The organism is Kribbella sp. NPDC005582, assembly GCF_040605415.1.
Lineage (GTDB): Bacteria > Actinomycetota > Actinomycetes > Propionibacteriales > Kribbellaceae > Kribbella.
On sequence record NZ_JBEXCU010000008.1, the window covers coordinates 125,661 to 151,239 of the forward strand.

The following is a 25,579-nucleotide window of genomic DNA, read 5'->3' on the forward strand; positions in this document are numbered from 1 at the left end:
GCTCAGTGCTGGTACGACTTGCGCGGGCCGCTGCTGCTGTCGCGACGCGGGCCACTGCTGTCCCGGCGCGGGCCGCTGTTGCCACGGCGCGGGCCGCTGCTGTTGCCGCCGAAGCGACGACCGCCACCACCGCCGCCGCGCTGCGGCTTCGGGGCGGGGAGCCGGACCGGGTACCCGGACGGCGTCTTGCCGCCGGTCAGCTCGGTGACCAGCTCGTCGCCCGGACGGGCGCGCACCGGCTCGGCCTCGACACCGGCGGTCTCGGCCATCCGGATCATGCCCCGACGCTGGTGCGGCAGGAGCAGGGTGACGACCGCACCCTTACCGCCCGCACGCGCCGTACGGCCGGCGCGGTGCAGGTAGTCCTTGTGCTCGGCCGGCGGGTCAGCCTGAACGACCAGGCCGACGTCGTCGACGTGGATACCGCGCGCGGCGACATCCGTTGCCACCAGCACCGGAACCGAACCGTCCTTGAACTGGTCCAGCGTCCGGTTGCGGGCGCCCTGGGTCAGGCCGCCGTGCAGGGCCGCGGCCATCACGCCCCGGTCGCGCAGCTGGGTGGCGACGCGATCGGCGCCCAGCTTGGTGCGAACGAAGACGATGGTGCGGCCGTCGCGGCTGGCCAGCTCGGCCGTCAGCGACTGCTTGTGACCCGGCTCGATGACGAGCAGGTGGTGCTCCATCGTGGAGACCGTGGCCTGGCCGGACTCGGTCGAGTGCGTGACCGGGTCCTTCAGATAGGTCTTCACGATCTTGTCGACGTCGTTGTCCAGCGTCGCCGAGAACAGCAGCCGCTGGCCTTCCTTCGGCGTCATGTCCAGCAGCGTGGTAACGGCCGGCATGAAGCCCATGTCGCACATATGGTCGGCCTCGTCGAGGATCGCGACCTCGACCGCGCCCAGGTCGGCAGCGCCCTGCTCACACAGGTCGATCAGCCGGCCGGGGGTGGCGATCAGCAGGTCGACGCCACGGCGCAGCGACTCGATCTGCTTCGGGTACGGCAGGCCACCGGCGATGAGCTTGAGCGAAACGCCCATCACGTGCGCCAGCGGCTCGAGCGCGTCGTGCACCTGCATCGCGAGCTCGCGGGTCGGGACCAGGATCATCCCGCGCGGGCGGCGCGACTCGGTGTGGCCGCCGGACAGCCGCATCAGCGTCGGCAGGCCGAAGCTCAGGGTCTTGCCGGAGCCGGTCTGGCCGCGGCCGAGCACGTCGCGACCGGCCAGCGCGTCCGGGATGGTCGCGGTCTGGATCGGGAACGGCGCGGAGATGCCGTCGCGGGCCAGCCGCTGCACGAGGCGCGGCGCGAGGCCGAGCGCGGCGAACTGGTTGTCCTCGGCAACGGTGCCCAGGTCCTCCGGTGCGTTGTCCTGGCTCCGGGTCGTGTCCTGGTAGTTCGGTCGTTCACGATTCACGTAGGGCTTGTCCTCACCGCGCTTGAAGAACGAGGGGCGCTCGTCACGCTGCTGGTACGACGGCTTGTCGTCCCGGCGCTGGTACGACGAACGATCGTCGCGCTGCTGGTACTGCGGGCGGTCCCCACGCGAGCGGTCGTCCCGCTGCGGGTAGGACGGCCGGTCATCACGCTTCTGGTACGACGGCCGGTCGTCCCGGCGCTGGTAGGAGGAGCGGTCGTCGCGCTGCTGGTAGGCAGGCTTGTCGTCGCGCCGCGGGTACGAGGGACGCTCGTCCCGCGACTGGTACGACGGACGGTCCCCGCGCGAGCGGTCGTCGCGCTGCGGGTAGGAGTCACGCTTCTGGTACGACGAACGGTCGTCGCGCTGCTGGTAGGCAGGCTTGTCGTCCCGGCGCTGGTACGAGGGACGCTCGTCCCGCGACTGGTACGACGGCTTGTCGTCGCGCCGCTGGTAGGACGGCTTGTCGTCCCGCTGCTGGTACGACGGGCGCTCGTCACGCGACTGGTACGACGGACGCTCGTCGCGCTGCTGGTACGCGGGGCGGTCGGAGCGCTGGTACGACGGACGGTCGCCGTCGCGACGGGGCTGCGTGCTCCGGTCGGAGCGGTAGCCCTTCGCGGGCGGACGACGGTCGTCACCGCGGGAGCCGTCACGCTGGCCACGGTCGGAGTACTGGGAAGGTCCGCCACGACGCTCGGGGCGGTCGTCACGAGCTGCCGGTGCGGTGGAGGGGGTGTCACCCATCCGCTCGCCGAACGACTGGTTCTGGAATTTCTTGTGCCGCGGCTTCTTCGAAGCTGCGTCGTCAGGGTGGTGCTGAGTCACAATCTCTCTCTCGAAAATCGCGGACGACACCCCGAGTGGCCCGCGCGCAGAGGCCGGACAGCAAAAGCTGACCGGTCTGAACATCAGGCAGGAGATAGGCATCGACCTGCGGGTGCTATCGCGTTGCACCCTCGGCGCCGGACAATTCAGCGGGTGCTGAAACCGACGGGTCGGAGCGCCTGGAAAGTACTCTGGTGACGCGACTCGCGCACCGACACCTGACAAGTGTACAGGAATCCGGCGCCCACTCTGACCAGTAGCCCAACCACCAGACCAGTGACAGTACTGGTTTCCGATCGTACTTCAAGCGAGCTTGAGTTCTTGGCGCGCGGTTCTAGGGTGGCGGTATGGCGGAGGAGAACGTGCCGAGCAAGGACCACTGGCTGTCCATCGGGGAGATTGCGCATCGGTCCGGAGTGGCTGCGTCGGCCCTGCGGTTCTACGAGGACCAGGGTCTGATCACCTCCCGGCGCACGGCCGGCAACCAGCGGCAGTACCAGCGCAGCACGCTCCGCCGGATCGCCTTCGTCCAGGCGGCGCAGCGGGTCGGTCTGGCCCTGGCCGAGATCCGCGGGGCGCTCGACTCGTTGCCCGACGACCGCACTCCGACGCGTTCGGACTGGAGCCGGCTGTCGAAGACCTGGCGCAGCCGCCTCGACGAGCGCATCCGCGAGCTCGAGCGGCTTCGCGACGATCTGGACGGCTGCATCGGCTGCGGCTGCCTCAGCCTCCAGCGCTGCAACCTCTACAACAAGTCCGACCGGCTCGCCGAACGCGGCCCCGGCGCCCGCATCCTCAACGTCGGCATCCCGGGCGAGTAGGTCAGCTCATAGGCGCGCGGTTATGGATGGCATAGAACCGGCGTCGGCATTCACGGGTTAACCCCTGAGTTCCGCCCGAGTGCGTGCGGAAAATCGGCGCGCGAGGCAGGGTGCGGAAGTAGCGAACAGTAGCCCGCTGGTCGCTTTCCGCCACTGATCCGGAGTGAGGCCCTCCCATGTCGCATCGCCGCATCCTGTCGTCCTGTTTCGCCGGACTCGCCGCCGCAGCACTCGCCGTACCGGCTCTCGCCGCGGCTGCCCCGGCTCCCGCCGCACCGTCCGTGTCCACCGCCGCCAGCCGGGCGGCGTACACGGGATCACCGCTGGACGAGGCCGCCACCAAGGCGTTCTACGACGCGGTCATGAAGTCCGCCCGCGCCAAGCAGGCCAAGGCCGCCAAGGCCGGCCAGAAGCTCGCCGCGGTCACCGTCACCTACTCCGTCGACGCACCGACCTTCGCGAGCCAGATCAGCCGCAGTACGCAGATCTGGAACTCGTCGGTCAGCAACGTGAAGCTGGTCGAAGGCAGCAGCTACGACTTCTACTACACCGAGGGCAACGACTCCCGCGGTTCGTACGCGTCCACCGACGGCCACGGCGGCGGCTACATCTTCTTGGACTACGCCCAGGCCCAGCAGTACGACCCGATCCGGATCACCGCCCACGAGACCGGCCATGTCCTCGGCCTCCCCGACCACTACTCCGGCCCCTGCTCGGAGCTGATGTCCGGCGGCGGCCCCGGCCCCTCCTGCACCAACCCCAACCCCGACGCCACCGAGATCGGCAAGGTCAACAACCTCTGGGCCAACGGCAAGAGCTGAGTTCGCCGTACGCTGTCGGAATGCGTAGATGGGTGGGGATCTTTCTCGCGACGACCCTGGGGGCGGGCACGCTGACAAGCTGTGGCGTGCCCGGGGGCGGCGTGTTCGGCGTGATGGCCGACGGGACTGCCGTCGTACAGATGTGCGAGGGCCATATCGACGGCGCCTCGCTGTATCTCGAGGATCCGCACGTGCCGGAGGGTGAGGAGCCGCACGACGAGAAGATCGGGCGGTGGGTCGTGGATCCGCCCGTCACCGGGTTCTCGCAGTTCACCCTGGCTCATGGCGGGAACGGCTGGGTGCTGAACGGCCGGCTGCAAGCACGTGATCCGAAGAAGCGCTACACGCTCGCGGGCTGGACCAGCGACGCCAGTTGGACGACGACCCCGGTGGACTTCAGCGAGGATGAGCTGGCGAAGCTGAAGCCAGGCGAGCTGGCCGGCCCTCCCACCGAATGGCCAGAGGACGAGAACGCGCCGGAACCGCCGAACCGGGTGTGGACGTTGGCGGACTTCACAGCGAACGCCTGCCAGGCATACAAGTACTAGCGCGCCGGGCCGGTGGTGTTGCGGACGACCAGCTCGGGGCGGAACAGGAACTCCGTCTTCGGGGTGGCGTGGCCGCGGACTTCTTCGAGCAGGGACTGTACGGCGGCCAGCGCCATCGACTGCACGGGTTGCCGGATGGTGGTCATCGGCGGGTCGGTGAACTCCATCATCGGGGCGTCGTCGTAGCCGACGACCGACAGATCGGCCGGGATGCCGAGGCCGCGTTGCCGGGCGGCCCGGATGACGCCGAGGGCCATCATGTCGGAGCCGCAGACGATCGCGCTGGCACCGGCATCGAGCAGCGGCTGCGCGGCGGCTTGCCCGCCTTCCACCCCGAACATGCTCAGTGAGACGAACGGGTCCAGGTCCTCGTCGCTGACGCCGAGCTGAGCCTTCATCGAGGTGCGGTAGCCGGTGAGTTTGCGCTGAACCACGATGAACCGCTCCGGGCCGGACGCGAAACCGATCCGGCGGTGGCCGAGGGCAACCAAGTGCGCAACCGCGAGCTCCATCGCGGCGTTGTCGTCGGAGGAGACGAACGGCGCCTGGACCTCGGGCAGCCAGCCGTTCACGAAGACGACCGGCAGCCGGCGCTCGACCAGCGACTGGTAGCGCTCGTGGTCCGCGCCGGTGTCCGCGTGCAGACCGGAGACGAAGATGATTCCGGAGACGCCGCGCTCGAGCAGCATCTCGACGTACTCCTCCTCCGTCGCGCCGGAGGGGGACTGTGTACAGAGCACCGGCGTGAAGCCGCGTTGCGACAGCGCCGACTCGATCACCTGCGCGAACGCCGGGAAGATCGGATTGATCAGCTCCGGCATCACCAGCCCGATCAAGCCGGCCGACCGGCGCCGCAACCGCGTCGGCCGCTCGAACCCCAGTACGTCGAGGGCCGTGAGTACCGACTGTTTGGTGTCCTCCGCGACCCCCGGTTTGCCGTTCAGCACCCGCGAGACCGTCGCCTCACTGACCCCCGCCTTGGCGGCGATATCCGCCAGCCGTGCTCTCGTAGTCACGCGGGCACCCTACCCAGGCTCCGTTGACATTGCAGCAAGATGCTGCAAGAAGTTGCAGGCTGAGACTGCGCAGACATGTCCACCAGGTGAACAGAATGAACAGGTCACAGCCTGCATCCCTTGTCAGGACGAGCGCGGGCGGCGAAGATAGCCGCACCCCCGCCTGGGGGCCTTTACTCGGATCGTCCGGCACGTTCCTGCCGGTGAAGGGATGTACCCAGTCATGGCTACTGTGTCTTTCAAGGCCGCCACCCGGATCTACCCCGGTGGTGACACCCCCGCCGTCGACAAGCTCAACCTCGAGATCGAGGACGGCGAGTTCATGGTTCTCGTCGGCCCGTCCGGATGTGGCAAGTCCACCTCCCTGCGGATGCTGGCCGGCCTCGAAGAGGTCAACGAGGGCTCGATCTACATCGGCGACCGCGACGTCACGCACCGTCCGCCGAAAGAGCGCGACATCGCGATGGTGTTCCAGAACTACGCCCTCTACCCGCACATGTCGGTCGCGGACAACATGGGCTTCGCGCTGAAGATGCAGGGCGTCTCCAAGGAGGACCGCGCCAAGCGCGTCCAGGAGGCCGCCAAGCTGCTGGGCCTGGAGGAGTACCTCGACCGCAAGCCGAAGGCGCTCTCCGGTGGTCAGCGTCAGCGCGTCGCCATGGGCCGCGCCATCGTGCGTAACCCGCAGGTCTTCCTGATGGACGAGCCGCTGTCGAACCTCGACGCCAAGCTGCGGGTCCAGACCCGTACCCAGATCGCCGAGCTGCAGCAGCGCCTGGGCGTCACGACGGTCTACGTCACCCACGACCAGGTCGAGGCCATGACGATGGGCGACCGCGTCGCCGTACTGAAGGACGGCCTGCTCCAGCAGGTCGACACCCCGCTGAACCTGTACGACAACCCGAAGAACAAGTTCGTCGCCGGCTTCATCGGCTCCCCGGCCATGAACCTGCTCACCGCCGACCTCGTCGAGGGTGGCGCCAAGCTCGGCGACTACACCATCCCGGTCTCCCGCGACATCCTCGCCAAGGCCGGCTCCGACAAGACCGTCACGATCGGCGTCCGCCCGGAGGCCTTCAAGGTCTCCGACAACGGCCTCCCCGTGAAGGTCGCCGTCATCGAGGAGCTCGGCGCTGACGCGTTCCTCTACGGCACCGCCGAGCACGACGGCAACCACCAGCAGATCGTCGCCAAGATCGGCGCCCGGATGAACGTCGAGAAGGGCTCGCTGATCCACCTCGAAGCCCAGACCGACAAGCTCCACCTGTTCTCGGCCTCCACCGAAGAGCGCCTCATCGCCTGATCGGGCCAGCTGACAAGAAACCCCGGAGCTTCGGCTCCGGGGTTTCTTTTTTGTCCTGCTAGTTGACGTCGCGGCGCTGGAAGACGGCGCCGGCCACGAGGACGGCGACCAGCGTCAGGACGCCGAGGTACCAGGCGCCGTGCTCGAAGGTGAGGATCTTCTCGATGGTGTCGCACGTGTAGTTGCCCGAGGCATCGGTTGTGCATTTGTTCAGGAAGTACTTCGTGTCGTGCAGGACGAAGGCGTCGAAGTTCCGGCCGAGCAGCCAGGGCTGGGCCGACTGGAGGAAGTTTCCGAAGACGGCTTCGACGAGGACGAGGTAGCCCATCACGAGACCGATCGCGGCCGCGGTGTGACGCAGTACCAGTCCGACGACCGCACCCAGGACCGCACCCATCGCGGTCGTGGTGACGACCCGGGCCACGAGTCCGACGACGTGACTCCAGTCGGTCCCTGCCGTCGAGCCGAGCTGCGCGGTGATCAGGTAGGTCCCCAGAGTCACAACGCCGGCGACCAGCAACCCGACGGGCACGAACCAGAGACCCGCGGCGACGATCTTGCTGCCGTACACCCGCATTCGTCGCGGTTCGAAGGTCAGCCAGTTGCCGATGGCACCCGAGCTGAACTCGGCCGCGACGAAGCTCGCCCCGATCAGGAACGCGGCAAACAGCAGGAAGTACGACGCTCCTTGCAGCAACGTCGGAAGCAGCTCCGCGAAGACCGCCTGCGGCTTGCCCCACTCGGAGGCCTTCGGCTCGGGGAAGGAGCACATCTCGTCGATGGGCGGCTTGGAACCCTGGATCTCGTCGTAGCTCTTGCGGCACTCGGCCTCGTTCTGCACGTGGTGCTCGACCCAGTCCTTGTGGGCCATCTCGAACTGCGCCCGAGCCTGCTGCTGCTGGACCTCAGACAACGGCCGGGCCTCACGCCACGTCACGAACAGCAGGAACGCCGTGATCAGTACGACGCCGGCCACGCCGATCATCGTGATCCGGCGCGCCGTCAGCCGCCGCAGTTCCACTCCGGTCAGGCGGATCACGCCAGCCCCTCCCCTGCGGTCAGCTCCAGGAACACCGACTCCAGGTCGGCCCGGATCGGGACCAGCTCGTTCACGTACAGCTGCTGGTCGGCCAGCCGCTTCGTCAGCTCGGCGGGGTGCTCGATCCCGTCCACCAAGAGATAGTTGCCATCGGCCCGTACGGCGAGCCCCGCCGCGGTCAGCACCCGGGTCGCCGCTTCGCGGTCGTCCACGCCGACCTTGACGGTGGTCGTCGTACCGCCGCCGATCACCTCGGCAACGGTGCCGGACGCGAGCAGGCGGCCGTGACCGATGATCGAGACGGTGTCGGCGACCTGCTCGACCTCGGCCAGGATGTGGCTGCTCACCAGGACGGTTTTGCCCTGGTCGCCGAGACCACGCATGGTCTCGCGGATCTCGCGGATACCGGCCGGGTCGAGGCCGTTCGTCGGCTCGTCGAAGATCAGGAGGTCCGGGTCCTTGAGCAGCGTCGCGGCGATCGCGAGCCGCTGCTTCATGCCGAGCGAGTAGCCCTTGAAGCGGTCCTTGCCGCGCTCGGCCAATGAGGTCTGCTCGAGCACCTCGGCGACCCGCTGCTTCGGAGCTCCGATGGCCGCCGCCAGCAGCTCCAGGTTCTTACGGCCGGTGAAGGCCGGGAAGAATTTTGGCGACTCGACGATCGCACCGACCCGTCCGACCACCTCCGGAAGCCGGGCCGGGACCGGCCGGTCGAAGACCGTCATGGTGCCGGCGTCGGCCCGGATCAGACCGAGCAGCATCCGGATCGAGGTGGTCTTCCCGGAACCGTTGGGACCGAGAAATCCGTGCACACCTCCGACCGGGACATCCAGGTCGAGCCCTTGGACCGCGACCACGGTCCGGCCGCGCCGGGTCCGGTACGTCTTGCGCAGCCCGCGCGTACTGATCGCCAGGTCAGGCATGCCACCCCTCTCACGTCGTCCCCTGGAGTCAGGGGACGCACATCCTTGCAGAGGAAGACTCCACCGACCGGTGTTTGGTTGATCGATGTGCTGCACTATTGCCTGGATACAGTCGACAACTGAAGGAGCGCCCGCCGTGACCACTCGTCCCCCACTGCCTCCGTTCACCGCGGAGACCGCCGTACAGAAGGTTCGCGCTGCGGAGAACGCCTGGAACAAGCAGGATCCAGAGACGGTGTCGCTCGCCTACACGCCGGACACGTACTGGCGGAACCGGGACACGTTCGTGAACGGTCGCGAGGAGGTCGTCGCCTTCCTGACCCAGAAATGGGCGCGCGAGCTGGACTACCGGCTGATCAAGGAGCTTTGGGCGTTCACCGACGACCGGATCGCAGTTCGGTTCGTCTACGAGTGCCGGGATGCCGAGGGCCAGTGGTACCGGTCGCACGGCAACGAGAACTGGGAGTTCGACGAGAACGGGCTGATGCGCGTTCGCCGGGCGAGTATCAACGACCAGCTGATCTCGGAGTCCGAGCGGCTGTTCCATTGGGACGCGCCGGGACCGCGGCCGGAGGACCACCCGGGGCTGACCGAACTGGGCCTGTGACCTAATACCCCCTCTAGGTATCGCGCGGGACTTGCGTCAGATACCCAGAGGGGGTACTTTTTGCCTGTCGACATACCCCATGGGGGTAGAGAGGGGCAGTCATGAGCAGCGAAGAACACGTCCACGGGTACACCTCGGAGAAGTCCAGCCACCTCAAGCGGCTGCGGCGGATCGAGGGCCAGATCCGCGGTCTGCAGCGGATGGTCGAGGAGGACAAGTACTGCATCGACATCCTGACCCAGGTGTCGGCGGCCACGAAGGCGCTGCAGTCGTTCTCGCTCGAGCTGCTCGACGAGCACCTGTCGCACTGCGTGGTCGAGGCCGCGCAGAAGGGCGGCGCGGAGGCGGAGGAGAAGGTCCGCGAGGCCTCCGACGCGATCGCCCGTCTCGTTCGTAGCTAATTCTTTCAAGGAGACCGATATGACCACCACGACCTACTCCGTCAACGGCATGACCTGCGGGCACTGCACCTCCGCCGTCACCGAGGAGCTGACCAAGCTGGACGGCGTCACCGAGGTGAAGATCGACCTGAACGCGGGCGGCACCTCCGCCGTCCACGTGACCAGCTCCACCGCGCTCGACGAGGCCGCCGTCCGTGAGGCTGTCGACGAGGCGGGTTACGAACTGGCCGCGTCGTGAGCCGGGCCGTCGCGCTCCGGCTCGGCGTGTTCGCCGGTGCGCTCGCGCTCGCCTTCGGGGCGGCGTACGCGATCGGCTCCGCTGTGGACCCGATCGCGGCGGCCGAGCCCGCTCCCCCCGCCGGCATGGCGGACATGGGCGGCGAGACGCACGGAGCCGGGCACGGCGAGTCGGGTGGGCAGCTGCCCGGGCTCGCGGTGTCCGATGCCGGATACACGTTCGCGCCGGAGTCGACGTTCTTCACCGCGAACAGCAAGACGGTGCTGCGGTTCACGATCAAGGGCCCGGACGGCAAGCCGGTCACCGGCTACACCCCGACCCACGAGAAGGATCTGCACCTGATCGTCGTACGGCGGGATCTGTCCGGCTTCCACCACGTGCACCCGACCCGGGACGCGCAGGGTGTGTGGTCGATCCCGTTCACCTTCACCGCCGGCGGCACCTGGCGCCTGTACGCCGACTTCCAGCCGGCGGGGTTCGACCGGACGCTGACGTTGGGCACCGACGTGAACGTGTCCGGGCTCTACATCCCGGTTCCGCTGAACGAGCCGGCCAGCAGCTACAGCGTGCATACGTACGACGTGACGCTGGCAGGGACTCCGGTCGCGGGCAAGGAATCCGAGCTGACGTTCAAGGTCAGCAGCGGCGGGAAGCCGGTCACCGATCTACAGCCGTATCTCGGGGCCTTCGGGCACCTGGTGTCGCTGCGCGAAGGCGACCTGGCGTATCTACACAACCATCCGGCCCAGCACGCTGAGGTGGGGATGAAGGGCGGGCCGGAGATCACGTTCGGCACGACCTTCCCGACGGCCGGGGCGTACCGGCTGTTCCTGGACTTCCAGCACGCGGGCGCGGTCCACACGGCCGAGTTCACCGTGCAGGTGGGTTCCGACGGCCGGCCGATCGTGCCGCCGACAGTAATGCCCAATGAAGGCGAACCGCACGGACACGGAGAGGAGACGCAGCACAAATGAGTCACTCCGTAGAACTTGTCATCGGTGGCATGACCTGCGCCTCCTGCGCGATGCGGGTCGAGAAGAAGCTGAACCGGATGGACGGCGTCACCGCGACCGTCAACTACGCCACCGAGAAGGCCAAGGTCACGTACGACGACGGTGTCACCACCGACGATCTGGTCGCGACCGTGGAGAAGACCGGTTACACGGCAGCGCTTCCCGCTCCAGTCGTTGCTGCTAGCAACGAGGTCGACGAGCTTCGTCCGCTCCGGGAACGGCTCGTCGCGAGCATCGTGCTCGCCGTACCGGTGATTGCCTTCGGCATGATTCCGGCGCTGCAGTTCGACTACTGGCAGTGGGCGTCGCTGACACTGGCCTTCCCGGTCGTGACGTGGGCGGCGTGGCCGTTCCACAAGGCCGCCTGGACCAACCTGCGGCACGGCGCGGCGACGATGGACACGCTGATCTTTGTGGGCGTGCTCAGTGCGTTCGGCTGGTCGCTGTACGCACTGTTCCTCGGCTCGGCCGGTGAGCCGGGGATGAAGATGCCGTTCACGCTGATCCCGTCCCGGGGCGGCGGCGCCGAGGAGATCTACCTCGAGGTCGCGGCCGGCGTGACCACCTTCATTCTGGCCGGCCGGTACTTCGAAGCCCGCGCCAAGCGCCGGTCGGGCGCAGCCCTGCGCGCTTTGCTGGAGCTCGGCGCGAAGGACGTCGCCGTACTGCGGAATGGTGTGGAGACGCGGATTCCGGCCGAGCAGCTCGCCGTTGGCGACGAGTTCGTCGTTCGGCCGGGCGAGAAGATCGCGACTGATGGCGTGGTTGTCACCGGCAGCAGCGCGGTCGACGCGTCGATGCTGACTGGTGAGTCGGTGCCGGTTGAGGTCGGTGCCGGTGATGCCGTCGTCGGTGCGACGGTGAACGCGGGCGGTCGGCTCGTGGTTCGCGCGACGCGGGTCGGCGGGGATACTCAGCTCGCGCAGATGGCTCGGCTGGTCGAGGACGCTCAGAACGGGAAGGCCGCCGTACAACGGCTTGCCGATCAGGTGTCGGGGGTGTTCGTCCCGATCGTGATCGGGCTGGCGCTGGCGACGCTTGGCTTCTGGCTGGGGAACGGCTCGCCGGTTGAGGTCGCCTTCACCGCGGCGGTCGCGGTACTGATCATTGCTTGCCCTTGTGCGCTTGGGCTCGCGACGCCGACTGCCTTGCTGGTCGGTACTGGGCGGGGCGCGCAGCTGGGGATCCTGATCAAGGGGCCTGAGGTGCTCGAATCCACGCGTCGCGTCGACACCGTCGTACTGGACAAGACGGGGACTGTGACGACGGGGCGGATGGAGCTGGTCGACGTACTGCTAGCCCCTGGGCAGGACCGCGCCGAGGTACTGCGCCTGGCCGGGGCGCTGGAGCACTCCAGCGAGCACCCGATCGCGCAAGCCGTCGCTCGTGCGGCATTGGCTGCCGGCAAGCTGCCGGAGGTCGAGGACTTCGGCAACGTCGAGGGCCTCGGCGTCCAGGGCATTGTCGACGGCCACGCCGTCCTCGTCGGCCGCACGCAGCTCCTCGAAGACTGGAGCCAGCACCTCCCGGCCGACCTCGCTCACGCCAAGGAGCACGCCGAAGCCGAAGGCAGTACAGCGGTCGCCGTCGGCTGGGACGGCCAAGCCCGCGCCGTCCTCGTCATCGCCGACACCGTCAAGCCGACCTCGGTGCAGGCCATCAAGGACCTCAAGGCTCTCGGCCTCCGCCCGGTCCTCCTGACCGGCGACAACGAAGCAGTCGCCCACAAAGTCGCGGCCGAGGTAGGCATCGACGCGGTCATCGCGGAGGTCCTGCCGGCCGGCAAGGTCGACGCCATCAAGCAACTCCAGAGCGAAGGCCGAGTCGTCGCCATGGTCGGCGACGGCGTGAACGACGCCGCCGCCCTCGCCCAGGCCGACCTGGGCCTGAGCATGGGCACCGGCACGGACGTGGCCATCGAAGCCAGCGACCTGACCCTGGTACGCGGCGACCTACGCGCAGCCGCGGACGCCATCCGCCTGTCCCGCAGCACCCTCCGCACCATCCGCGGCAACCTCTTCTGGGCCTTCGCCTACAACGTAGCCGCCCTCCCCCTGGCCGCCGCCGGCCTCCTCAACCCCATGCTCGCCGGCGCCGCCATGGCCCTCAGCTCCGTCTTCGTAGTAACCAACAGCCTCCGCCTCCGCCGCTTCCGCCCCCTCGCCTGAAGCAACGCGAACGGATATCCGTTCCAATGCACCCTTCTCCCCTCTCATACGAGGGGGAGAAGGGGCGACACGAACGGATATCCCCTCGTATGCGCGGGCCGGTTGGTTAGCGGAGCCAGGCGGTGGTGTCGGGTGGGAGTTGGCCGTTTTCCAGGGGGCTGCTGGTGAGGAGGAGCTCCTGATGGGGCGGGAGGTCTACTGCGGCTTCGGACAGGTTGGTGATGTTGGTTAGGGACTCTCGCGCGAAGACCAGTACGCCGGGCTGGGAGTCGCGCCAGGTGAGGGTTCCGTCGCCCAGGTGGTGGCGGCGGAGGGTCAGGGCGTTGCGGTAGAGGGCGAGCATGGAGTTCTGGTCGGCTTGCTGGGATTCGACGGTGAGGTTTTTCCAGTCGGCGGGCTGCGGGAGCCACGGCGTACCGGCTCCGAAGCCGAAGGGAGGCTCCTGGCCGGACCAGGGCAGGGGGACGCGGCAGCCGTCGCGGCCTCGGTCTGTGCCTTGGGAGCGGGCGAAGATGGGGTCTTGCAGGAGGTCGTCGGGGAGGTCTTCGACCTCGGGGAGGCCTAGTTCTTCGCCTTGGTAGACGTAGACGGCGCCGGGGAGGGCCATCGCGAGCAGGGCGGCGGCGCGGGCTCGGCGTTCGCCGAGGACCAGGTCGGTGTGCATGCCGTGCTTGCGGTCCTGGTGCGAGAACGACGTGTCGGGGCGGCCGTACTTGGTGACCGGGCGGGTGACGTCGTGGTTGGACAGGACCCAGGTGGGGGGTGCGCCGATCGGGACGTGGGTGGCGAGCGTCAGGTCGATGGAGGCCCGCAACTCGTCGGCTTCCCAGGGGCGGGACAGGAAGTCGAAGTTGAAGGCGGTGTGCATCTCGTCGGGGCGCAGGTACAGGGCGAAGCGTTCCTGGTCCGGCATCCACATCTCGCCGACCAGGAAGCGGCCGTCGTACGAGTCGGTGATCCGGCGCCATTCGCGGTAGACGTCGTGCACCTCGTCGTGGTCGGTGTAGGACTCCTCGACGCTGTCCAGATCCTTGAACAGTACGGCGGCGCTGTCGATCCGGATGCCGTCGACGCCACGGTCCAGCCAGAACCGCAGGATGTCGTGGAACTCCTCGACCACCTCGGGGTTGCGCCAGTTGAAGTCGGGCTGCTCGGGTGCGAACAGGTGCAGGTACCACTCCCCGTCCGGTACCTGCGTCCAGGCCGGGCCGGCGAAGATCGACTGCCAGTCGTTCGGCGGCTGATCGCCACGCCCCGGTCGAAAGATGAACCGCGAGCGCTCCGGCGAACCCGGCCCGGCCTGCAGGGCCTGGGCGAACCAGTCCTGCTGGTCGGAGCCGTGGTTCGGGACGATGTCGATGATGGTGCGGATGTTCAGCGCATGCGCCTCGGCGATGTACGCCTCGGCCTCGGCCAGCGTGCCGAACGCCGGCTCGATCGCGCGGTAGTCGGCGACGTCGTACCCGCCGTCGGCCATCGGGGACGGGTACCACGGGTTCAGCCAGATCGCGTCGACGCCGAGCTCGGCCAGGTACGGGAGCTTCGCGCGCAGACCGGCGAGATCGCCGATGCCGTCACCGTTGCCGTCGGCAAAACTGCGCAGGTAGACCTGGTAGATCGCTGCGCCACGCCACCATTCGTCGGCCATCGAAGCTCCTTAACCTTTGAGGGAACCGGCGGTGAGGCCGGCCATGATGCTGCGCTGGAACACGAAGAAAACAAGGATTGTGGGCAGGCTGGCGATCACCAGTGAGGCGATCAGGACGTTCTGCGGCATCTGCGCGGACAGCGACGCGATGCCGACGCTGATCGACATCTTGTCGGTCTCGGGCAGCACCAGCAGCGGCCAGACGAAGTCCTTCCAGACCGTGACCACGGACAGGATCGAGACCACGCCGAGGATCGGCCGGGAGACCGGCAGCACGATCGACCAGAGGATCCGCATCGGCGAGGCGCCGTCGATCTCGGCCGCCTCCAGCAGCTCCTTCGGGATCGAGTCGAAGAACCGCTTGAGCAGGAAGACGAAGAACCCGTTCGCTGCCGCCGGCAACCAAATGGCCCACGGGGTGTTGAGCAGATCGAGGTGCAGGATCGGCAGATCCTTGGCCACCAGGTACGTCGGCAGCAGCAGCACCATCGGCGGGATCATCAGCGTGGCCAGCATCAGCCCGAGCACGACCTTGCCGAACATCGGCCGGAGCTTCGACAACGCGTACGCCGCGGTCACGTCGACGGCGAGCGTGAACAGCCACGCACCACCGGCGTACAGGGCGGTGTTCTTGAGGAAGACGCCGAGCTGCAACTGGTTCCAGGCCTCGGCATAGACACCGAAGTCGAAACTCTTGGGGAAGAAGCTCGGCGGGATCTGCGCCAGCTCGTCGGGTGATTTGAGGGCGCCGGTGATCATCCAGTACAGCGGGAAGACGAAGGCGCCGGTGAAGCCGACCACGGTGATCACGAGGATCGTCCAGTAGATCGCCTTGCCGCGCGAGGACTGCAGGGACAGCGGGGACACCAGGGTTCTCGTCATCGCTCCGCCTCCCGGGAGAGTCGCAGGTAGATCGCGGAGAAGACCATCAGCACGATCATCAACATCAGGCCGAGGGCGCTGCCGCCGCCGAAGTCACCGAAGTTGAACGCGTACTGGTACATCAGGTAGGCGACCGTGACGGTCGCGTTCTCCGGACCGCCGCCGGTGAGCAGGTACGGCTCGATGAAGACCTGCATGGTCGCGACGACCTGCAGGAGCAGCATCACCAGCAGGATCAGCTTGGTCTGCGGGATCGTCACGTGCCAGACCCGCCGGAACAGGCCGGCGCCGTCGAGCTCCGCGGACTCGTAGAGATCGCCCGGGATGCTCTGCAGCGCCGCCAGGTAGATCAGCGTGCCGGTCCCGAGGTTCATCCAGGTCGATACGAGTACGAGGCTGATCAGCGCCGTACTGGTCGAGTCCAGCCAGCTCAGCGGCGGGATGCCAACGGCGCCCAGCGCCTGATTGAACAGGCCTGCGCCCGGATCGTAGAACCACTTGAACAGGAGTACGGCGACGGCCGGCGGCAGCATCACCGGCAGGTAGACCACGAACCGCAGGTACGCCTTCGCGTGCTTCAGCTCGTTCAGTACGACGGCCAGCACGAACGGGACCGCATACCCGACCACCAGCGCGAGCCCGCTGAACACCGCGGTGTTCAGCCACGCCTGCCGAAATGCCGGATCCGAGATCACGTTGCGGAAGTTGTCGAAGCCGACCCACTTCCCCGGGGCGACGAAGTTGTTCTCCTGGAAGCTGAGCACCACCTCGCGCACCATCGGATACCAGGAGAACAAGGCGAAACAGATCAACGCGCCACAAAGGAATCCGTACGCCGTGAGGTTCCGCCCGACCGCTCGCCGCAGCGCACCTCGGTCGTCTGGGCGCGGGCCCGCCGCCCTCAGAGGCTGAGGACGGCGTACCCGCTCTTGGGTGACAGTCATTACGTGTTCTTTGCCAGGATCTTGTTGGCCTTGGACTCGGCGTCACTGAGCAGCTTGTCGATATCGGCGTCCTGACGAGTCAGTACGGCGGACATCGCGACGTCGAGGACGGCGTACAGCTCCTGCGCCTTCGGCGGTTCGAGCTTGTTGGTGATGCTCGCCTGGGCGTCGACGTACGGCGTGAAGTGGTCGACCGGGACCGTGGCGTACTGCTTGCGCAGGGCAACGATCTCCTTCCCCGGCGCGGAATCGCCGTACAGGTCCGGGATCGGCAGGCCGACCGGGCGGCCCTGCTCCTTGGCCCGGGCGTAGTTGAACTGACCCTGCCCCGGCGTGAGTTCGTGGAACTCCAGCCAGGCCAGCCCGGCCTTGATCTTCTCCGGGGTCGCCTTCGGGTTGAACATGTAGCCGTCGCCACCGCTCAGCGACGACTTGCCCTCGGACTCCGGTACGGCGGTCACGCCGTAGTCCTCGAACTTGCCCTGGAAGTCGTTGTTCACCGACTGCACGACGTCCGGCGCGCCGATCATCATGCCGAGCTTGCCGGAACCCATCATCCGCATCAGGTCTTCCCACTGCAGCAACTGCTTGCTGCCCATGGAGTTGTCGTTCCAGCGCATCGCCTTCAGGTTCTCCAGCACCGCCTTGCCCTCGGGGCTGTTGAACGCGGCGGTCTTGCCGTCGTCACCGACCATCGAGCCGCCGCGGGCGTAGAGCGAGGCCGCGAAGTGCCAGCCGCCGGTGTTGCCCGCGGAGTACTCACCGAAGCCGACGTACCCGGCGCCGAGACCGGCGATCTTCTTGGCCGCGGCCTGCACCTCGGCCCACGTCTTCGGCGGGCTGTCCGGGTTGAGCCCGGCCTGGGTGAACAGCTTGCGGTTGTAGACCAGGCCCATGTTGTAGTTGTTGCGGGGCAGGCCGTAGGTCTTGTCGCCGTCCTTGAAGACACCCTGGACGTCCGGCCGCAGATCCTTGACCGCCTTGACGTCGCCGAGGTACTGGCTGATGTCGGCCGCCTGCTTGGCCTTGATGATCTTCTGGACGTCGGTGTAGTAGACGTAGAACACGTCCTCCTGGGTGCCGCCGGCCAGCTTCGCCTGGAAGGTGTCGGGGTTGATGCAGGGGAACGCGTCCTTGCTCTCGATGGTGATGTTCGGGTGCAGTTTCTGGAACGCGGCGACGTCGGCGTCCCAGCCCTCCCGTTCCTTCGGATTGCTCTTCGGGGGCTGGCAGCCGACCGTGATCTTGACCGGTCCGTCCGCTCCGCCGGAGCCCTGAGCTCCGGGCTTGTCGTCCCCCGAGCCGCAGGACACGGCCCCCAGCCCGAGTCCCGCTACCAGCAGCAGGCTGAGCCCGCGGCGCCTTGTCTTCATGGTGAACCCTCTCCCTCGACTCTGCGCCACACCGTAGGGTTGTCGACACATGAGCGCAATACTTCAAGAGAAGATTGCAAAAACGTGACTTACCCGCGCCCGGACAGACGAATGCCCCGTCCACCAAGGGTGAACGGGGCATTACGAAGGGTGAGTCAGCTGCGCACTCGAGCAGTCGACGCCCGGACGACGAGCTCCGGCTCGAAGAGCAGTTCGTCGGCCGCGACGGCGGCTCGCTCGATCAGCGCCAGCAGCATCTCGACCGCAGCCCGGCCCATCGCGTCGATCGGCTGCCGGACGGTGGTCAGTGGCGGGTCGGTGCAGTTCATCATCGCTGAGTCGTCGTACCCGATCACCGAGACATCACCCGGTACGTCGAGCCCGGCCCGCCGTACGGCGCGGATGACGCCCAGCGCGAGGATGTCGCTGGCGCAGACGATGCCGGTGACGCCCGCGGCGACCAGCCGACTGCCGGCCGCGTGACCGCCCTCGAGCGAGAACATCGTGTGCTCGACCAGCTTCGGATCCGCCTCCTCCGAGGCGAGGAAAGCAGCCAGTTTGCGGCGCGACGGGATGTGGTCGCGCGGGCCCAGAACCATGCCGATGCGCTGATGTCCCAGCGTACGCAGGTGTCCGATCGCCATCTCGGCGGCGACCGTGTCGTCGGTCGACACCTGCGGGAAGCCGAGGTGATCGACGGCCGCGTTGACCAGGACGGTCGGAAGCTTGCGCTCCTGGATCAGCTCGTAGTGGGCGTGCGGCGCATCGGCCTGCGAGTAGAACCCGCCGGCGAAAACCACCCCCGAAACCTGCTGCTGCAGGAGCAGGTCGACGTAGTCCGCCTCGGACACTCCGCCGACCGTCCGGGTGCAGAGCAAGGACGTGAAACCTTGCTGCGCCAACGCTCCCCCGACCACCTCGGCGAACGCCGGGAAGATCGGGTTCTGCAACTCCGGCAACACCAGCCCGACCAGCCGGGCGCGGTCGCCGCGCAGCTGCGTCGGCCGCTCATAACCCAGGACGTCGAGCGCCGTGAGCACCGCTTCCCGGGTCGCTTCGGAGACGCCGGGCTTGCCGTTCAGCACCCGGCTCACGGTGGCCTCGCTGACGCCGACCTTCTTGGCCACCTCTGCAAGTCGTCGTGTCATGACGCAAACTCTACGCCTGATCACGCAACTTCTTGCAACGACTTGCGTAGTCGCTGAAGGGTCAATGTTCCTGAGAGACTGGTGGCCGTGCCTCGCTTCGTCGCTACCCGTCCGGACACCGGCCTGTTGTCGCTCCCGTGGGACATCCCGCTGGAGGAGTGGCCCGAGGACCAGTTGGTCGCGCTGCCCCGCGGTATCTCGCGACACGTGGTCCGGTTCGTCCGGGTCAACGGCACGGTCTACGCGATCAAGGAGGTGCTCGAGCACCTCGCGCTGCACGAGTACCGGCTGCTCCGCGACCTGGAGCGCCTCGAGTCCCCCTCGGTCGAGCCGGTCGGCGTCATCACCGACCGCATCGACCGCAACGGTGAGCCGATCGACTCGATCCTGATCACCAAGCACCTGCAGTTCTCGCTCCCGTACCGCGCGCTGTTCTCCAGCACGCTGCGTCCGGACACGGTGAACCGGCTGATCGACGCACTGGTGGCATTGATCGTCCGGATGCACCTCCTCGGCTTCTTCTGGGGCGACTGCTCGCTGTCCAACACGTTGTTCCGGCGCGACGCGGGCGCGTTCGCGGCGTACCTGGTGGATGCCGAGACCGGCGAGCTGCACCAGGAGATCTCCAGCGGCCAGCGAGCCCACGACCTCTACACCGCCGAAATCAACCTGTTCGGCGAGCTGTCCGATCTGGAGGCCGGCGGTCTGCTCGACGAGTCGCTCGACCCGCAGGAGATCGTCCAGTCGATCCAGGACCGGTACGAGGCACTCTGGAGCGAACTCACCGCCCCCGAGGAGTTCGCCACCGACGAGATGCACCGCCTCGACTCGCGGATCCGGCGGCTCAACGAGCTCGGCTTCGACGTCGCCGAGATCGACATCATCACCGACTGGGACGGCAGCCAGGTCCGGATCCAGCCCAAGGTCGTGGACGCCGGCCACCACTCCCGCCGCCTGATCCGCCTCACCGGCCTCGACGTCGAGGAGAACCAGGCCCGCCGCCTGCTCAACGACCTCGACTCGTACGCCGCCGCCACCGACCAGCAGAACGAGGACGAAGAGATCGTCGCCCACCAGTGGCTGAGCGAGGTCTTCGAGCCCGTCGTCCGCTCGGTCCCCCGCGACCTCAAGCGCAAACTCGAACCCGCCGAGGTCTTCCACGAGGTCCTCGAACACCGCTGGTTCCTCTCCGAGCAGGCCGGCCACGAGGTCGACACCATGGAAGCCGCCCGCTCGTACGTCGAGAACGTCCTGAGCGCCAAGCCCGACGAGAAACTCGCCCTGCCCCCGGCGCCGCTGCCTGGCAGCACGCTCGATCCGGATCTCGACTGACCTAGCCGTGCAACATCCGGGACCTGGGCTGCGTGCAGTCGGGTGGGAGGTGCCGGATGGAGAGGCCTGAGTTCGACGACTGGGTGGCGCAGCGGGGTGCGGCGTTGCTGCGCTTCGCGTACCTGGTCACGCGGGACCACAGTCGCGCCGAAGAGGCGGTGCAGGAGGCGCTGATCTCGGCGTACCCGCGCTGGAAGCGGATCACGCGGGACGGCGATCCGGAGGCCTACGTACGGCGCTCGATCGTGAACGCGGACATCTCACGCTGGCGGAAGTTCTTCCGGCGGGAGACGGTGACGGACTCGCCGATCGTTGGGGACGCACCTGATCATGCGGCTGCTCATGCCGATGCTGATGCGGTGTGGGCGTTGTGCGCGACGCTGCCGACCAAGCAACGCGCGGCCGTGGTGCTGCGGTACTACGAAGACCTGCCTGATGGGGACATCGCGGTCATCCTCGAGTGTTCGCCGGCAACCGTGCGGTCCCAGATCCACCGCGCGCTGGCCACGTTGCGCGCCACCGTGACCGAGGAGGTCAAGCGCTGATGGACGTCAACGAACAGAAGATCGCGGACAGCCTCGCCCGGCATGCCGCGGACGCCCCCTCCGATCACGCGCTGCTGTCGACGGTCCACGGTCGCTTGCGGCGCCGCCGTACGGGTCGGGCCGCGGGCGCCGTCGTACTGGTCGCTGCGGTGGTCGCGACTGCCTTCACGGCGAACCACACGCTGCGGACGGAGCCGGAGGTGGCGCAGACCAAGCCGGGGTGGCGGTGGGAGTCGTACAAGACCGCGCAGGTGCAGGTGCCGGAGAGCTGGGATCAGTACGTCGCCGGTCCAGCGCCCTGCGGCACCTGGGGAAGCCCGGCGATCGGCCGCTGGTACGACTGGCAGCCTCGCGACCGGTACACCTGCGAGTTCGCCGTCTTTCCGTTGAAGGATCGGCAGCCGTACGTCTGGTTCGGCGACGCGCAGGCGCCCGGAATCAAGCAGTACGACGGCGGCTGGTCGGAGGAGACCCGGCTCGTCGGCGGCACGAAGGTGAGCGTGCTGGCGCCGAGCGAGGAACTCCGGCGCGAGATCATCGATACGGCTCGGCCGATCACCCGCACCGATGCCTACGGCTGCACGCCGACCGACATCATGCAGGCCACAGCCTTCCGCACCGAGGAGGCCGACGGCGCGGAGGTCTGCGAGTACTTCGACGGGAAGCTGGTCGCGGGATCGCACTTGCCACCGCGGCGGGCCGCACAACTCGGCCGGTCGCTGACGACAGATCTCAGCCGGCCCGTTCCGACACCGCTCGCCGGCTGCAGCGACAGCGTCCGGACCTACGTGGTCACGCTGCACGCCGGCACGAAGAGCTGGACGGTCCGCGCACGGCACCACACCTGCGTGTACCACGAACTGCCCAGCGTCATCGCGCTACAGACAGGGCCTCATGGCCCGCATGACCCGAGCGCCTTGTACGACGGAGTCGGACCAATCACCCCGCCGCAGCGTTAGCGCGGGGGCATGCGGAGGGCGCCGTCCAGCCTGATGACCTCGCCGTTGAGGAGCTGGTTGTCGAGGATGTGGGCAACCAGCGCGGCGTACTCGGACGGTCGGCCAAGGCGGGAGGGGTGCGGGACCTGCTTCTCGAGGACCTCGCGGGTCTCTTCGGGGAGGCCGGCGAGCATGGGGGTTTCCATGGTGCCGGGGGCAACGGTAACGACGCGGATGCCCTTGTCGGCAAGGTCTCTCGCCGCGGTCAGCGTCAGGCCGACGATGCCGCCCTTGCTGGCTGCGTACGCCGCTTGGCCGACCTGACCGTCGTACGCGGCGATGGAGGCGGTCATCACGACGACGCCGCGGTCGCCGTCGTCGCTCGGGTCGAGGGCGATCATGCGCTCGGCGGCCAGCCGGAGGACGTTGAAGGTGCCGATCAGGTTGACCTCGATCACCTGCCGGAAGGTTGCCAAGGGCAACGGTCCTTGGCGGCCGACGACGCGACCCGGGGTAGCGATACCGGCGCAGGTGACGACGACGCGCAGGTCGCCGAGGGCGGCGGCTGCGTCGAGGGCGGCCGTGACGGCGGCTTCGTCGGTGACGTCGGCGGGTGCGAAGACGACTCGGTCACCGAGCTCGTCCGCGACGGCTTTGCCGGGCGACGACGGGAGGTCGACGATGACGACGCCGAGCCCGTCCGCGGCCAACCGGCGTACGGTCGCCTCGCCGAGGCCGGAACCACCACCGGTGACGAGGGCGACATCGGACGGACCAAACTTCATCACACGCTCCTGAGCAAGTCGCGGCTGATCACGAGCCGCTGGATCTGGTTGGTTCCTTCGAAGATCTGGGTCACCTTGGCCTCGCGCATGTAGCGCTCGGCGGGGAACTCCCGCGTGTAACCGTAGCCGCCGAGGACCTGGACGGCGTCGGTCGTGACCTTCATCGCGGCGTCGGTGCAGACCAGCTTGGCGATCGCGGCCTGCTGGGTGAAGTTGCGGCCGAGGTCGCGGCGGCGGGCGGCCTGCAGGTACGTCGCGCGGCCGGTCTCGACCGCGGCCGCCATGTCGGCCAGCAGGAACTGAACGCCCTGGAAGTCGGCGATCGCGTGCCCGAACTGCTGCCGCTCTTTCGCGTACGACGCGGCGACGTCGAGCGCGGCCTGAGCCAGCCCGACCGCCGTCGCGGCGATGCCGAGCCGGCCGGAGTCCAGCGCGGACAGGGCGATCCGCATGCCGTCACCCTCGGCGCCGATCAGGTTCGCGGCCGGGATCCGGACCTGGTCGAAGTTCACCAGCGTGGTCGTCGAACCGGTCAGGCCCATCTTGCGCTCGGGCGCGCCGAAGCTCAGGCCTTCGGATGGAGCCGGCACGTGGAAGGCGGAGATCCCGCGCTTCGGGTCGGCCGAGGTCCGCGCGAAGGTCGTGTAGAAGTCGGCGTGCGAACCGTGGGTGATCCACGACTTGGTGCCGGTGAGCACGTAGAAGTCGCCGTCGCGGACGGCCTTCGTGGTCATCCCGCTGATATCGGAACCGGCCTGCGGCTCGGAGAGCGCGTAGGCGCCCAGCAGTTCGCCGCCGACCATGTCGGGCAGCAGGCGGGCGCGCTGCTCCTCGGTGCCGAAGGTGGCGAGCGCGTAGCTGGCCATGGTGTGCACGGAGACGCCGACGCCGACCGACATCCAGGCGGCGGCGATCTCCTCCAGCATCTGCAGGTAGACCTCGTAGGGCTGCTCGGCGCCGCCGTACTGCTCCGGGTAGGCGAGGCCGAGCAGGCCGGCCTTGCCGAGCGTGCGGAACGCGTCCCGCGGGAACGACTCGGCCTCCTCGGCCTTGGCCGCGAACGGCGCCAGCTCGTGCTCGCACAGGTCCCGGACCAGCGCGAGCAGGTCAGTGGATTCTTCGGTCGGCAGCAGGCGGTCGACAGCCATCAGGCACCCCTCCCCGGGTCTGCCGAAATGATACCAGGAATGATACTGGCGGCCATACTTCAGTATCGTTCTATGCTGTCTTGTTATGACGACAGTCGTGCCTGGTCGCCGCACCCGCAGGCAGAGCGAGCTGCTCGACCGCCTCCTGTCCCTGTTCCTCGAGCAGGGCTTCAGCCGGTTCACCCTCGACGATCTGGCCGCCGAGCTGCGCTGCAGCAAAACCACGCTGTACGCGCTGGCGCCGAGCAAGGAGCAACTCGCGGTCGAGGTGGTCAAGCACTACTTCAAGAACGCCACCGCCCAGGTCGAGGCCGCGGTCGCCCGGCAGACCCGGCACGACCGCCGGATCGCGGCGTACCTGAACGCCGTCGCCGACGCGCTCCGGCCGGCCAGCCGGACCTTCCTCGACGACGTAGCGACCTTCGCGCCGGCCCGCTCGGTCTACGAGCGGAACACCCGGATCGCGGCCGACCGGGTCCGGACGCTGATCGAGGACGGCATCAACAGCAAGACCTTCCGGCAGGTCGACATCGCGTTCGCCGCCGAGATGATCGCGCACACCATGCAGGCGATCCAGCGCGGCGACATCGCCCGCCGTACCGGCCTGAACGACGCCGAGGCGTACCGCGAACTGGCGTCCTTCGTGCTGCACTCTCTGCGCCTGGACTGAGCCGCGGTGACCAACAGCTACTGGGGCGCACGCTAAGTTACCCTCAGTCCAGCGTTTGACGTCCGGTAGCTGCCACGACCACTTGGTGATCCCGTCACCATGGGAGGTTGTTCCGCATGAGATCTTCGACCATCCGCCGCGGTGCAGCGACTCTCGCCGCTGCTGCACTCGTCGTCACCTCCCTCCCTGCCGCCCAGGCCGATCCGGTCGAGCCTGTCAAGCCGCCTCGGCTGTCCGCGGCCGCCATCTCGTCGGCGCTTGCGCGCGACGTGACCACGCCGGGCACGGCCTGGCAGACCGAACCCAACGGCACCGTACTGGTGTCCTACGACTCCACGGTGACCGGCGACAAGCTCGCCGAGCTCACCGCGAAGACGCGCCGTCTCGGGGACGGCGTCGTACTCGAGAAGCTGCCGGGCAAGCTGCAGAAGTACGTCACCGGCGGTGAAGGTACGTACGGCGGCGAGTACAAGTGCTCGGTCGGCTTCAATGTGTACCGCAAGGGCCGCTACTCGTTCCTGACCGCCGGGCACTGCGGCAACATCGCCTCGACCTGGTACGCCGACCCTGAGCACCAGGTGAAGATCGGGACCCGGCAGCACTCCAGCTACCCGGGCAACGACTACGCGCTGATCAACTACCCGGTGGGCATCAAGAAGCCGGGCGGCAGCGTGTACCTGTACAACGGGAAGTCGCAGGACATCACGCGGGCGACGACGCCGGCATTCGGGACCTATGTGTACCGGGCCGGGGTGACGAGCGGGCTGCACAGCGGTCGCGTGCGCGGGCTGAACGCGACCGTCAACTACGGCGACGGACGGATCACCGGACTGATCCGGACCAGCGTCTGCGCCGAGCCGGGCGACTCCGGTGGTCCGCTGTTCAGCGGGCGCAGCGCTTACGGCCTCACGTCGGGTGGGACCGGTGACTGCAAGACGCCGGGTGGCGTGACGTACTTCCAGCCGGTCACCGAGGCGCTCGCGGCGTACGGAGTGGTCGTGTACTGAGTTTTCCGCCGGAGCGTGCGG

The 25,579-nt window shown here is 67.9% G+C and carries 25 protein-coding genes; 14 read left to right on the top strand and 11 right to left on the bottom strand.

The genetic code is table 11. The features are described 5' to 3' along the window. Positions 1 to 2 precede the first annotated feature (2 nt). Positions 3 to 2,243, bottom strand: a complete 2,241-nt coding sequence (locus ABZS29_RS34570) for a DEAD/DEAH box helicase (RefSeq protein WP_355468564.1) — start codon at positions 2,241 to 2,243, stop codon at positions 3 to 5. Between the two features lie 347 nt (positions 2,244 to 2,590). On the opposite strand from ABZS29_RS34570, the gene soxR reads away from it, so the two are divergent. From soxR to ABZS29_RS34585, 3 genes are all read left to right on the top strand, one after another. Continuing rightward, positions 2,591 to 3,064: a redox-sensitive transcriptional activator SoxR gene (soxR, locus tag ABZS29_RS34575; protein WP_355468566.1), complete on the top strand. Its 474-nt coding sequence runs from the start codon at positions 2,591 to 2,593 to the stop codon at positions 3,062 to 3,064. A 176-nt stretch (positions 3,065 to 3,240) separates the two neighbouring features. Continuing rightward, complete coding sequence (snpA, locus tag ABZS29_RS34580) at positions 3,241 to 3,885, top strand: snapalysin (RefSeq protein WP_355468568.1); 645 nt, start codon at positions 3,241 to 3,243, stop codon at positions 3,883 to 3,885. Positions 3,886 to 3,905: 20 nt separating this feature from the next. Beyond that, on the top strand, positions 3,906 to 4,433 hold the full coding sequence (locus tag ABZS29_RS34585) for a hypothetical protein (RefSeq protein WP_355468570.1): 528 nt from the start codon (positions 3,906 to 3,908) through the stop codon (positions 4,431 to 4,433). Here the strand turns inward: ABZS29_RS34585 and ABZS29_RS34590 are convergent. Then, positions 4,430 to 5,449 carry a LacI family DNA-binding transcriptional regulator gene (locus tag ABZS29_RS34590; RefSeq protein ID WP_355468572.1) on the bottom strand — a complete coding sequence of 340 codons (1,020 nt, stop codon included), beginning with the start codon at positions 5,447 to 5,449 and terminating at the stop codon, positions 4,430 to 4,432. The two genes, ABZS29_RS34585 and ABZS29_RS34590, sit on opposite strands and share 4 nt — an antisense overlap. 223 nt (positions 5,450 to 5,672) lie before the next feature. Between ABZS29_RS34590 and ugpC the strand changes: the two genes are divergently transcribed. Beyond that, a complete protein-coding gene (ugpC, locus tag ABZS29_RS34595; protein ID WP_355468574.1) occupies positions 5,673 to 6,752 on the top strand; it encodes a sn-glycerol-3-phosphate ABC transporter ATP-binding protein UgpC in 1,080 nt (359 codons plus the stop codon). A 58-nt stretch (positions 6,753 to 6,810) separates the two neighbouring features. Here ugpC and ABZS29_RS34600 read toward each other — a convergent pair whose 3' ends face one another. Together ABZS29_RS34600 and ABZS29_RS34605 are read right to left on the bottom strand one after the other, a co-directional pair. Then, positions 6,811 to 7,791, bottom strand: coding sequence for an ABC transporter permease subunit (locus tag ABZS29_RS34600; protein ID WP_355468576.1), 981 nt, complete (start codon positions 7,789 to 7,791; stop codon positions 6,811 to 6,813). Further along, positions 7,788 to 8,711, bottom strand: a complete 924-nt coding sequence (locus ABZS29_RS34605) for an ATP-binding cassette domain-containing protein (RefSeq protein ID WP_355468578.1) — start codon at positions 8,709 to 8,711, stop codon at positions 7,788 to 7,790. Before ABZS29_RS34605 ends, ABZS29_RS34600 begins: the two co-directional genes overlap by 4 nt. Positions 8,712 to 8,847: 136 nt before the next feature. Here ABZS29_RS34605 and ABZS29_RS34610 point away from each other — a divergent pair, with 136 nt between their 5' ends. The 5 genes from ABZS29_RS34610 (at position 8,848) to ABZS29_RS34630 (ending at position 13,138) form a co-directional block, all read left to right on the top strand. Further along, complete coding sequence (locus ABZS29_RS34610) at positions 8,848 to 9,318, top strand: nuclear transport factor 2 family protein (RefSeq protein WP_355468580.1); 471 nt, start codon at positions 8,848 to 8,850, stop codon at positions 9,316 to 9,318. A 101-nt stretch (positions 9,319 to 9,419) separates the two neighbouring features. Then, a complete protein-coding gene (locus ABZS29_RS34615) occupies positions 9,420 to 9,719 on the top strand; it encodes a metal-sensitive transcriptional regulator (RefSeq protein ID WP_344159755.1) in 300 nt (99 codons plus the stop codon). 19 nt (positions 9,720 to 9,738) lie between these two features. Further along, entirely contained in the window at positions 9,739 to 9,957 is a 219-nt protein-coding gene (locus tag ABZS29_RS34620; protein WP_355468582.1) for a heavy-metal-associated domain-containing protein, read from the top strand. Next, entirely contained in the window at positions 9,954 to 10,931 is a 978-nt protein-coding gene (locus tag ABZS29_RS34625; protein WP_355468584.1) for a hypothetical protein, read from the top strand. Before ABZS29_RS34620 ends, ABZS29_RS34625 begins: the two co-directional genes overlap by 4 nt. Further along, positions 10,928 to 13,138 carry a heavy metal translocating P-type ATPase gene (locus ABZS29_RS34630; RefSeq protein ID WP_355468586.1) on the top strand — a complete coding sequence of 737 codons (2,211 nt, stop codon included), beginning with the start codon at positions 10,928 to 10,930 and terminating at the stop codon, positions 13,136 to 13,138. Before ABZS29_RS34625 ends, ABZS29_RS34630 begins: the two co-directional genes overlap by 4 nt. Before the next feature lie 106 nt (positions 13,139 to 13,244). On the opposite strand, the gene ABZS29_RS34635 is transcribed toward ABZS29_RS34630, so the two are convergent. From ABZS29_RS34635 to ABZS29_RS34655, 5 genes are all read right to left on the bottom strand, one after another. After that, on the bottom strand, positions 13,245 to 14,786 hold the full coding sequence (locus tag ABZS29_RS34635; protein ID WP_355468588.1) for a glycoside hydrolase family 13 protein: 1,542 nt from the start codon (positions 14,784 to 14,786) through the stop codon (positions 13,245 to 13,247). 9 nt (positions 14,787 to 14,795) lie between these two features. Beyond that, a complete protein-coding gene (locus ABZS29_RS34640) occupies positions 14,796 to 15,668 on the bottom strand; it encodes a carbohydrate ABC transporter permease (RefSeq protein ID WP_355468590.1) in 873 nt (290 codons plus the stop codon). Further along, positions 15,665 to 16,447 carry a sugar ABC transporter permease gene (locus tag ABZS29_RS34645; RefSeq protein ID WP_355468592.1) on the bottom strand — a complete coding sequence of 261 codons (783 nt, stop codon included), beginning with the start codon at positions 16,445 to 16,447 and terminating at the stop codon, positions 15,665 to 15,667. The genes ABZS29_RS34640 and ABZS29_RS34645 overlap by 4 nt, the downstream gene beginning before the upstream one ends. A gap of 164 nt (positions 16,448 to 16,611) precedes the next feature. Then, complete coding sequence (locus tag ABZS29_RS34650) at positions 16,612 to 17,985, bottom strand: extracellular solute-binding protein (RefSeq protein WP_355468594.1); 1,374 nt, start codon at positions 17,983 to 17,985, stop codon at positions 16,612 to 16,614. A 155-nt stretch (positions 17,986 to 18,140) separates the two neighbouring features. Beyond that, entirely contained in the window at positions 18,141 to 19,133 is a 993-nt protein-coding gene (locus ABZS29_RS34655; RefSeq protein WP_355468596.1) for a LacI family DNA-binding transcriptional regulator, read from the bottom strand. Between the two features lie 87 nt (positions 19,134 to 19,220). On the opposite strand from ABZS29_RS34655, the gene ABZS29_RS34660 reads away from it, so the two are divergent. Genes ABZS29_RS34660 through ABZS29_RS34670 form a run of 3 tightly spaced genes read left to right on the top strand, consistent with a single transcriptional unit; the run spans position 19,221 to position 21,969 of the window. Then, complete coding sequence (locus tag ABZS29_RS34660; protein ID WP_355468598.1) at positions 19,221 to 20,465, top strand: DUF4032 domain-containing protein; 1,245 nt, start codon at positions 19,221 to 19,223, stop codon at positions 20,463 to 20,465. Positions 20,466 to 20,521: 56 nt separating this feature from the next. Beyond that, positions 20,522 to 21,010, top strand: coding sequence for a SigE family RNA polymerase sigma factor (locus tag ABZS29_RS34665; protein WP_355468600.1), 489 nt, complete (start codon positions 20,522 to 20,524; stop codon positions 21,008 to 21,010). Then, positions 21,010 to 21,969: a hypothetical protein gene (locus tag ABZS29_RS34670; protein ID WP_355468602.1), complete on the top strand. Its 960-nt coding sequence runs from the start codon at positions 21,010 to 21,012 to the stop codon at positions 21,967 to 21,969. Before ABZS29_RS34665 ends, ABZS29_RS34670 begins: the two co-directional genes overlap by 1 nt. Here the strand turns inward: ABZS29_RS34670 and ABZS29_RS34675 are convergent. Then, positions 21,966 to 22,733 (bottom strand): SDR family NAD(P)-dependent oxidoreductase, encoded by a 768-nt coding sequence (locus tag ABZS29_RS34675; RefSeq protein WP_355468604.1) that lies wholly within the window; start codon positions 22,731 to 22,733, stop codon positions 21,966 to 21,968. The two genes, ABZS29_RS34670 and ABZS29_RS34675, sit on opposite strands and share 4 nt — an antisense overlap. Then, the gene (locus ABZS29_RS34680) at positions 22,733 to 23,881 is read right to left on the bottom strand and encodes an acyl-CoA dehydrogenase family protein (RefSeq protein WP_355468606.1); all 1,149 of its coding nucleotides are present in this window, start codon (positions 23,879 to 23,881) and stop codon (positions 22,733 to 22,735) included. The genes ABZS29_RS34675 and ABZS29_RS34680 overlap by 1 nt, the downstream gene beginning before the upstream one ends. An 85-nt stretch (positions 23,882 to 23,966) precedes the next feature. Between ABZS29_RS34680 and ABZS29_RS34685 the strand changes: the two genes are divergently transcribed. Both ABZS29_RS34685 and ABZS29_RS34690 read left to right on the top strand, forming a co-directional pair. Then, positions 23,967 to 24,551 carry a TetR/AcrR family transcriptional regulator gene (locus ABZS29_RS34685; RefSeq protein WP_355468608.1) on the top strand — a complete coding sequence of 195 codons (585 nt, stop codon included), beginning with the start codon at positions 23,967 to 23,969 and terminating at the stop codon, positions 24,549 to 24,551. 116 nt (positions 24,552 to 24,667) lie between these two features. After that, complete coding sequence (locus ABZS29_RS34690) at positions 24,668 to 25,558, top strand: S1 family peptidase (protein WP_355468610.1); 891 nt, start codon at positions 24,668 to 24,670, stop codon at positions 25,556 to 25,558. The last annotated feature ends 21 nt before the right edge of the window (positions 25,559 to 25,579 follow it).